The 8,240-nt window shown below is 41.1% G+C and carries 6 protein-coding genes; 5 read left to right on the forward strand and 1 reads right to left on the reverse strand.

Annotation, left to right across the window (positions count from 1 at the left end; genetic code table 11):
* The first annotated feature begins 258 nt into the window (after nucleotides 1–258).
* From L1264_RS16000 to L1264_RS16015, 4 genes are all read left to right on the forward strand, one after another.
* Nucleotides 259–2,697, forward strand: a complete 2,439-nt coding sequence (locus tag L1264_RS16000; protein ID WP_138558807.1) for a M1 family metallopeptidase — start codon at nucleotides 259–261, stop codon at nucleotides 2,695–2,697.
* Entirely contained in the window at nucleotides 2,697–3,197 is a 501-nt protein-coding gene (locus L1264_RS16005; RefSeq protein ID WP_199526124.1) for a DUF6702 family protein, read from the forward strand. The genes L1264_RS16000 and L1264_RS16005 overlap by 1 nt, the downstream gene beginning before the upstream one ends.
* 126 nt (nucleotides 3,198–3,323) lie before the next feature.
* Nucleotides 3,324–3,941 carry an HAD family hydrolase gene (locus L1264_RS16010; RefSeq protein WP_135926674.1) on the forward strand — a complete coding sequence of 206 codons (618 nt, stop codon included), beginning with the start codon at nucleotides 3,324–3,326 and terminating at the stop codon, nucleotides 3,939–3,941.
* A gap of 132 nt (nucleotides 3,942–4,073) precedes the next feature.
* Complete coding sequence (locus L1264_RS16015; RefSeq protein WP_105180590.1) at nucleotides 4,074–4,799, forward strand: YebC/PmpR family DNA-binding transcriptional regulator; 726 nt, start codon at nucleotides 4,074–4,076, stop codon at nucleotides 4,797–4,799.
* 197 nt (nucleotides 4,800–4,996) lie between these two features.
* Here L1264_RS16015 and L1264_RS16020 read toward each other — a convergent pair whose 3' ends face one another.
* Complete coding sequence (locus L1264_RS16020) at nucleotides 4,997–7,171, reverse strand: malate synthase G (protein ID WP_206769079.1); 2,175 nt, start codon at nucleotides 7,169–7,171, stop codon at nucleotides 4,997–4,999.
* Between the two features lie 229 nt (nucleotides 7,172–7,400).
* Here L1264_RS16020 and L1264_RS16025 point away from each other — a divergent pair.
* On the forward strand, nucleotides 7,401–8,240 hold an 840-nt coding region (locus L1264_RS16025; RefSeq protein WP_235404223.1), incomplete at its 3' end, for an isocitrate lyase.

Below are 8,240 nucleotides of genomic sequence, written 5' to 3' on the forward strand. Positions count from 1 at the left end.
AGATAGTTAAACTAGTTAAACAAAAACCTTTATATTTAACATTAATACTTTGGCATGAATTTGTGCTGAACTAAAATTGAGCAAGTGTAATGTAAACCCCCTTTACACTTGTACTTAAAAGGCTATTTGGCAGGACAAAAATAAATAGTTTTAAAAGTATGAATACTACCTGAAAAATACCGCACTTTATCGTTATTTTATTGCAACTTTGTTAGCAGTTTGAGAAGGTACGCTCACGCAAAATTTACAGGATTAACAATGAAAAAAGCAGTTTTAACGCTGAGTGCTTTGGTATTGCCTTTAGCTGTATCGTCTACGGTTATGGCATCATCAGTTGAGCAAACAAAAGGTTCATTTGTTGACAAGTTTCGTCAACTGGATGAAGCACTCCCAACTCCCAATGTTTATCGTAGTGCCGCTGGAGCACCTGCAGAAAATTACTGGCAGCAACAAGTTAACTACGACATCGACGTAAAGCTTGATGAGAAAAAACGTCGTTTAACGGCAAGTCAGAAAATTGAGTACAAAAATAATTCACCTCATACATTAAAGTATCTTTGGTTACAGTTAGACCAAAATATCTTTAAATCTGACTCAATTGCAGAAATGACATCAACCTTCAATGGTAAAACACTGCAAGGTGACCCTCAGCCAAAAGCGACAAAACTGAGCTTAGGTCAGTTACGTCGTCAGCAGTTTATGGCTGACAATGAGCTGGGCTATCAAATCGCCAATGTTAAAGACGAAGACGGAAAAGAGCTTAAAGTAACTGTGGTTGATACCTTAATGCGTATTGATCTAAATGAGCCACTTAAACCGGGTAAAGACGTTGAGTTCAGCATGGACTTCGCCTTTAACATTGTTGAAGAAGATGCCGTGGGTGCTCGTTCGGGTTATGAGCACTTTGAAGAAGATGGTAACGATATCTTTTTGCTAGCACAGTGGTTCCCGCGTCTTGCTGCATACACAGACTACGAAGCATGGACAAACAAAGCATTCTTAGGAAGTGGTGAGTTTACGCTTGAATTTGGTAACTACGATGTAGAGATCACCGTGCCAGCTGATCACATTGTATCGGCAACCGGTAAACTTGATAATGCTCGTAATGTACTGACTAGCACGCAGCGTAAACGTTTAGAAGAAGCTGAAAACGCTAAACGACCTGTTTTCATCGTGACTGAAGAAGAAGCGCTAGAAAACGAAAAAGAAGGCACTGATAAAACGAAAACATGGCATTTCAAAGCTGAAAATGTTCGTGACTTTGCATGGGCTTCTTCACGTAAATTTATGTGGGATGCTAAAGGCTATCATCAAGGTGGTAACGATCAGCCGTTAGTGATGGCGATGTCTTTCTACCCGAAAGAAGGTGGCGACCTTTGGAAGAAGTATTCAACTGAAGCTGTCGTTCATACAATGGAAGTGTATTCGCGCTTCTCATTTGATTACCCTTACCCTGTTGCTCAGTCTGTAAATGGCCCTGTAGGTGGTATGGAGTACCCAATGATCACCTTTAATGGACCGCGAACTGACCTACAAGACGATGGTACTCGTACATACTCACAAGCTGAAAAGCGCTTCTTAATTGGCGTTGTAATCCACGAAGTTGGTCATATTTACTTCCCTATGGTCGTTAACTCTGATGAACGTCAGTGGACGTGGATGGATGAAGGTTTAAATAGTTTCTTAGATGGAGTTGCAGGTCGTGAATGGGACCACACAATTCCGTGGGGAGTTGAGCCTCGCGATATCGTTGAGTATATGAAGTCAGAAAACCAAGTACCAGTGATGACTCAGTCAGACAGCGTATTGCGTTTAGGCCCAAATGCTTACACTAAGCCTGCGGCGGCACTTAACATTTTACGTGAAGTGATCCTTGGCCGTGAGTTATTCGACTTTGCATTTAAAGAATATGCACAGCGTTGGAAGTACAAACGCCCTACTCCGGCTGATTTTTTCCGTACTATGGAAGAAGCGTCTGGTGTTGATTTAGATTGGTTCTGGCGTGGCTGGTTCTACACCACAGATCACGTTGATATCTCGCTAGACAAGGTTTACCAACTGCGTTTAGATACTAAAAACCCTGATATCGACTTTAATCGTTTACGTGATATCGAAGCTGATAAGCCAATGCCGTTATTCGTAAAACGTAATAAAGAAGAAGGTAAAAAACTGTGGGTTGAAGAAAACCCAGATGTAACTGACTTCTATGACGAAAATGACCGCTTCACGGTAACTAATAAAGAGCGTAACGCGTATAACAAATTCCTAAAAGGCTTAGAACCTTGGGAACGTAAAACGTTTGAGCGTGCAATCAAAGAAGATAAAAACTACTACGTACTTGAGTTCTCAAACTTAGGTGGTTTAGTAATGCCTATCTTATTAGAGCTTACTTATGAAGATGGTACGAAAGAAGAGCAGTACATTCCTGCTGAAATCTGGCGTCGTAATCACAAGCATGTTCAAAAGCTCATTGTCACTGACAAGGGTAAAAATCTAGTGTCTGTTACAGTTGACCCGCGTTGGGAAACTGCGGATGTTGATGTAGAAAACAATAACTATCCGCGTCGTATTATTCCATCACGTATTGAAGTGTACAAACGTGAGAAGAGTAAAGCGAAAGTTAGCCGCGATATCATGCAAGATATTAAAACTGAGCTGAAAAAAGACGACGAAAAAGATGCTGAGGAGCAACAATAATGCGCTTTGCAGCCATTATTTTTGCTTTATTACTGAGTGCGCCAACTATGGCGCACCAGTTAAAAGCGTCTGTAACAACGGTACTTTTTAATAAACGCACTAATAATATTGAGCTAATGCATCGCTTTTATTTACACGATACTGAGCATGCGGTAGAGCACTTATTTGACGGTCATGCTGATATTTTAAGTAATAAAGACGACCAAAAGCGTTTTGCTGATTATGTTGAGTCACATATTGCCCTACAAACTTTAGATGGTAAGCCGCTTGAGCTTAAAGATGTGGGTGCGCAAGTTGATGGTAAATTCTTTTGGGTTTATCAAGAAGTAACGATCCCTGAGGGAATTCATGGTATTCGAATGAGCAACGGAGCATTACGTGACCTGTGGCCAGCACAAGTTAATATGGTAAACATTGAAGGCAAAGGTAAAGTTAAAACTCTTACGTTTAGTCAAGATGACACTTGGCTTGAGGCAAGGTTTGAGCCTGTTGAACCATAATTTTCTTATACTAAAGGATTAAAAAACTTACTTTTTTAATCCTTTGATCCTTTAATTAACTGATTTCGTAAACTATCTTATTAATGGGCACCAAAACTTTCCCAATTCTCATATACAGGGATTTATATGACTATCCATGACAACAATATACGCGGTGTAATCTTCGACTTAGATGGTACCTTGGTTTCTTCTGAACTTGATTTTTCATTAATCAAAGCACAGGTTGGTTGTCCTGTAGAAAAAGACTTACTCGCTTATATCGCTTCTTTACCTTCACCTTATATGCGTGAAGAAGCGATGAACATAGTACATCAGCATGAATTGTTAGATGCCCAGCACTCACATTTACTTCCTGGTGTTGCAGATGCCATCACACGGTTAAAAGAAAACAATATCCCAATGGCAATTGTTACTCGAAACTATGACCGTGCTGCTGCCATTAAATTAAAGAATAACCCTTTACCTATAGAAACAGTGTTAACTCGCTCTGATGCGCCTGCTAAGCCTGATCCAAGCGCCTTGAATGCTATTGCGACATTATGGGAGCTTGATCAGTCTGAGCTACTTTATGTTGGTGATTACTTATTTGATATTCAAGCTGCCCATAATGCAAATATGCGCGCTTGTTTGTACGCTCCGGATGAAATTCCTGAATACGCAAATCAGGCTGATTACGTACTGCATCATTTTTCAGACTTACCTAAATTGGTTGGGTCATTTCAAGAAAATAAGATGTTATGTTAAATAGACTTGTTTTTTATTTTTCCTGAGATTTATTGTTAGTTTTTTATTTTTCAAAATGCCCTAGTACTAGCCCAAGCGTTCATGAGTTGCTAAAATATCGGCAATTATCAAATGTATTCATAGAGGCATAAGATGGGCAGAGCATTTGAAGTCCGCAAAAACGCCATGGCTAAAACAGCCAATGCAAAAACTAAAGTAAATTCTAAGTACGGTAAAGAAATCTACGTTGTTGCTAAAAATGGCGAACCTGATCCAGAAGTTAACCAAGCGCTAAAGCGTATTATTGAGCGTGCGAAACGAGACCAAGTACCAGCACACGTAATCGATAACGCAATTAAAAAAGCGGCCGGTGGGGCAGGGGAAGACTATTCTCCAGCACGTTATGAAGGCTACGGCCCTGGTAACTGTATGGTTATTGTTGACTGTTTAACTGATAACCCTAACCGTACTATCAAAGATGTACGTTTACCGTTCACTAAAACAGATTCAAAAATTGGTACACCGGGTTGTGTAGCGCATATGTTCGACCACTTAGCTGTTTTAGGCTTTGCCGGTGATGACGACGAAGTGGTACTAGAAGCGCTAATGATGGCTGATGTAGACGTAACAGATGTAGAAGTAGAAGATGGCAAAGTGTCTGTATTCGCTCCACATACTGAGTACTACAAAGCAAAAACAGCCCTTGAAGAAGCATTTGAAGGTATTAACTTTGAAGTAGACGAGATCACGTTTGTTCCACAAGTTCATACAGACATCACAGATCCAGATGATATCGCAAACTTTGAAAAGTTTATTTCTATGCTTGATGACTGTGATGACGTGCAAAACGTTTATCACAATGCGATTGTCAAAAACTAATTTTTAAAAAATTAGTACGTATTAGTATGTAAAAAGGGGCATTTGGTAACAAATGCCCCTTTTTTAATAGATTTTTATTATGCCATGAATGATGAGTATTCACTGTCGTTATGAGTTCAATTGATATTAGTCAAAAAAAAGCAGCCCTTAGGCTGCTATGAACGACACATGAAACTCGAAGGAGAGTTGTGTAGTGGCTAATTTAACGACTTATATTTTATACGGAACGCATGCAATAATGGTTCAGTATATCCACTAGGTTGTTTAACTCCCTCTAAAACAAGGGCTAACGCTGCTTGATAAGCAACGCTTTGCGCTAAGGTTTCGGCTGAATCAGCCATATTTTTGTAAGCAGGATCACCTTCATTTTGGCCATCAACGACTTTCGCCATGCGTGCCATGGTTTTTCTAATTTGCTCTTCAGAACAAACACCATGATACAGCCAGTTGGCCATGTGTTGGCTTGAAATACGCAGTGTGGCACGGTCTTCCATTAAGCCAACATGGTTGATGTCAGGTACTTTTGAGCAGCCAATACCTTGGTCAATCCAACGCACAACATAACCTAAAATACCCTGTGCATTGTTATCAAGTTCGGCTTGAATATCTTCTTTGCTTAAGCTGCTGGCATCTTTCATAAGCGGTGGAGTGAGTAAGCTGGTAAGGCTTGCTTCTTTACGGTCCATAAGCGCTTTTTGACAAGCAAATACATCAATATCGTGATAATGCATTGCATGCAGCGTTGCAGCAGTAGGAGAGGGTACCCACGCGGTATTTGCACCACTTTTCGGGTGACCACTTTTTTGTTCCATCATTAACGCCATTTTATCTGGCATTGGCCACATACCTTTACCAATTTGTGCTTTACCACTGAGGCCTGTAGCTAAGCCAATATCAACGTTGCGGTCTTCGTATGCGCTGATCCAAGGCTCAAGTTTAATAGCGCCTTTTGGCAATACTACACCAGCTTGCATTGAAGTATGAATTTCGTCACCAGTACGGTCTAAGAAACCGGTATTGATGAATACAACACGGTTTTTAGCCTCGAAAATACAGGCTTTTAAGTTAGCTGAAGTGCGGCGTTCTTCATCCATAATACCCATTTTAATGGTGTTTGCAGGCAAGCCTAGCAGCTGCTCAACGCGGGTAAATAGGGTATTAGTGAATGCCACTTCTTCCGGGCCATGCATTTTTGGTTTAACAATGTTAATGCTATTAGCCGTTGAATTTTTAAGGGTGCTTGTGCCTTTTAAATCATGAAGCGCTGCGGTGCTGGTGATAATGGCATCCATAATGCCTTCAAACACGTCATTGCCTTCACTATCTTGGATAGCTGGATTTGTCATTAAATGGCCAACGTTACGCACAAACATCATGCTACGGCCTTTAAGCGTGATTGTTTCGCCATTTACACCTTGATATTGGCGGTCTTGTGCTAAACGGCGCTCAATGGTTTTGCCATCTTTGTTAAATGCTTCTACTAGGTTTCCTTGCATTAAACCAAGCCAGTTTTGATAGACGTTTACTTTGTCTTCGGCATCAACGGCAGCAACGGAATCTTCACAGTCCATAATCGTTGTGAGGGCTGCTTCAAGTAGTACATCTTTTAGGCCTGCTTTATCTGCTTGGCCTATTGGATGATGATGGTCGATTTGCAGTTCTATATGTAAGCCATTATTTTTCAATAAGATAGAGCTAGGATTTTGCGCTTCACCTTGGTAGCCAATAAGTTGTTCAGGGTTAGCTAGGCGAACCTGACTGCTGTCACGTAATGTGATTAAAAGCTCATTATTTACCACTGCATAGCTGGTGCTTTCGATGTGTGAACCATTTGCTAAAGGTAATGCTTTATCGAGGAACTGGCGGGCATAAGCCATTACTTTAAAACCGCGTACTGGGTTGTATGTAGAGCCTTTTTCGGCGCCGTCATCTTCACTTAAAACATCAGTGCCGTACAGCGCATCATACAACGAGCCCCAGCGAGCATTCGCTGCATTTAAGGCAAAGCGTGCATTGCTCACTGGCACAACAAGCTGCGGCCCCGCGGTGCTGGCGATTTCAGGCTCAACCTGCTCGGTTTCGATGCTGAAACTAGCTGGCTCAGGAACGAGGTAGCCAATCTCTTCAAGGAATGCTTGATAATTCGCTGCATCCCATACAGGGTGCTGCTTGTGATAGTCATCAATCTTAGCTTGCAGTTGTTCGCGTTTTTCTAAAAGCGCACGATTGATAGGTGTTAGTTCGTTGACGATATCAGCAAAACCTTGCCAAAAAGTATCTGTGCTAATGCCTGTTCCTGGTAGAAGTTGCTGTTCAACAAACTGTGCAAGTTGTTGATCAACGCTTAAACCGTTAAGTGAGAGAGTGGTCATAATAATGTCCTTTAAACGAGCGTAATTTGATCATTCATGGTTCAACCATATCGTAAAAAAGGCTAATAAGCAGGCTATTTGCCATTCACTAAAAATATAGTGGTAATAACAACTATAAATTTACTAAATCCAAAAAATCCGCCTAATGTTGAATTAAGCGCTACGAAGCAAACGCCAGTAGCCACTCTCACTAACAAAAAATAGATAACCCGTTCGAAGGACTTTTATTATGACAACATATCAACGCGAAACCGATAACCTAGCTACTTTATGTCAAACACAAGGCAAAACGTGGCAGTCAATCAACCCTGAATACGCAAGCCGTATGCGCTTACAAAACCGTTTTCGTACGGGTCTAGACATTGCTCAATACACTGCAGATATTATGCGTGCAGACATGGCAGCCTACGATGCTGACCACAGCCAATACACACAATCATTAGGTTGTTGGCATGGTTTCACTGCACAGCAAATGATGATGGCAATTAAACGTCATAACAAAACAACTAAACGTAGCTATGTATACCTAAGTGGCTGGATGGTTGCGGCACTTCGCTCTGAGTTTGGTCCATTACCTGACCAAAGTATGCATGAAAAAACGTCTGTTCCAGCGCTAATCGAAGAAATCTATACATTCTTAAAGCAAGCAGATGCACGTGAGCTTGACCACCTTTATAAAGACCTAGACCAAGCGAAAGCAAACGGCGGTGACGTTCAAGCTGTGCTAGATAAAATTGATAACTTCGAAAGCCATGTTGTGCCAATTATTGCTGATATCGATGCGGGTTTCGGTAACGAAGAAGCAACTTACCTACTGGCTAAAAAGATGATTGAAGCGGGTGCATGTGCTATCCAAATCGAGAACCAAGTATCTGACGCAAAACAATGTGGTCACCAAGCAGGTAAAGTAACTGTACCGCATGAAGATTTCTTAGCAAAAATTAACGCTGTTCGTTACGCATTCTTAGAACTGGGTATTGATAACGGTATTATCGTTGCTCGTACTGACTCATTAGGTGCAAGCCTTACTCAAAAAGTGCCTGTATCTAAAACACCTGGCGACCTGTCT

The sequence above is a fragment of the Pseudoalteromonas sp. APAL1 genome (genome assembly GCF_021532475.1).
Classification (GTDB): Bacteria; Pseudomonadota; Gammaproteobacteria; order Enterobacterales; family Alteromonadaceae; genus Pseudoalteromonas; species Pseudoalteromonas lipolytica_C.

Bases quoted from the DNA above. Each gene is read 5' to 3' on its own strand.
- L1264_RS16000 (WP_138558807.1), top strand. From the start codon at position 259: ATGAAAAAAGCAGTTTTAACGCTGAGTGCTTTGGTATTGCCTTTAGCT.
- L1264_RS16005 (WP_199526124.1), top strand. From the start codon at position 2,697: ATGCGCTTTGCAGCCATTATTTTTGCTTTATTACTGAGTGCGCCAACT.
- L1264_RS16010 (WP_135926674.1), top strand. From the start codon at position 3,324: ATGACTATCCATGACAACAATATACGCGGTGTAATCTTCGACTTAGAT.
- L1264_RS16015 (WP_105180590.1), top strand. From the start codon at position 4,074: ATGGGCAGAGCATTTGAAGTCCGCAAAAACGCCATGGCTAAAACAGCC.
- L1264_RS16020 (WP_206769079.1), bottom strand. From the start codon at position 7,171: ATGACCACTCTCTCACTTAACGGTTTAAGCGTTGATCAACAACTTGCA.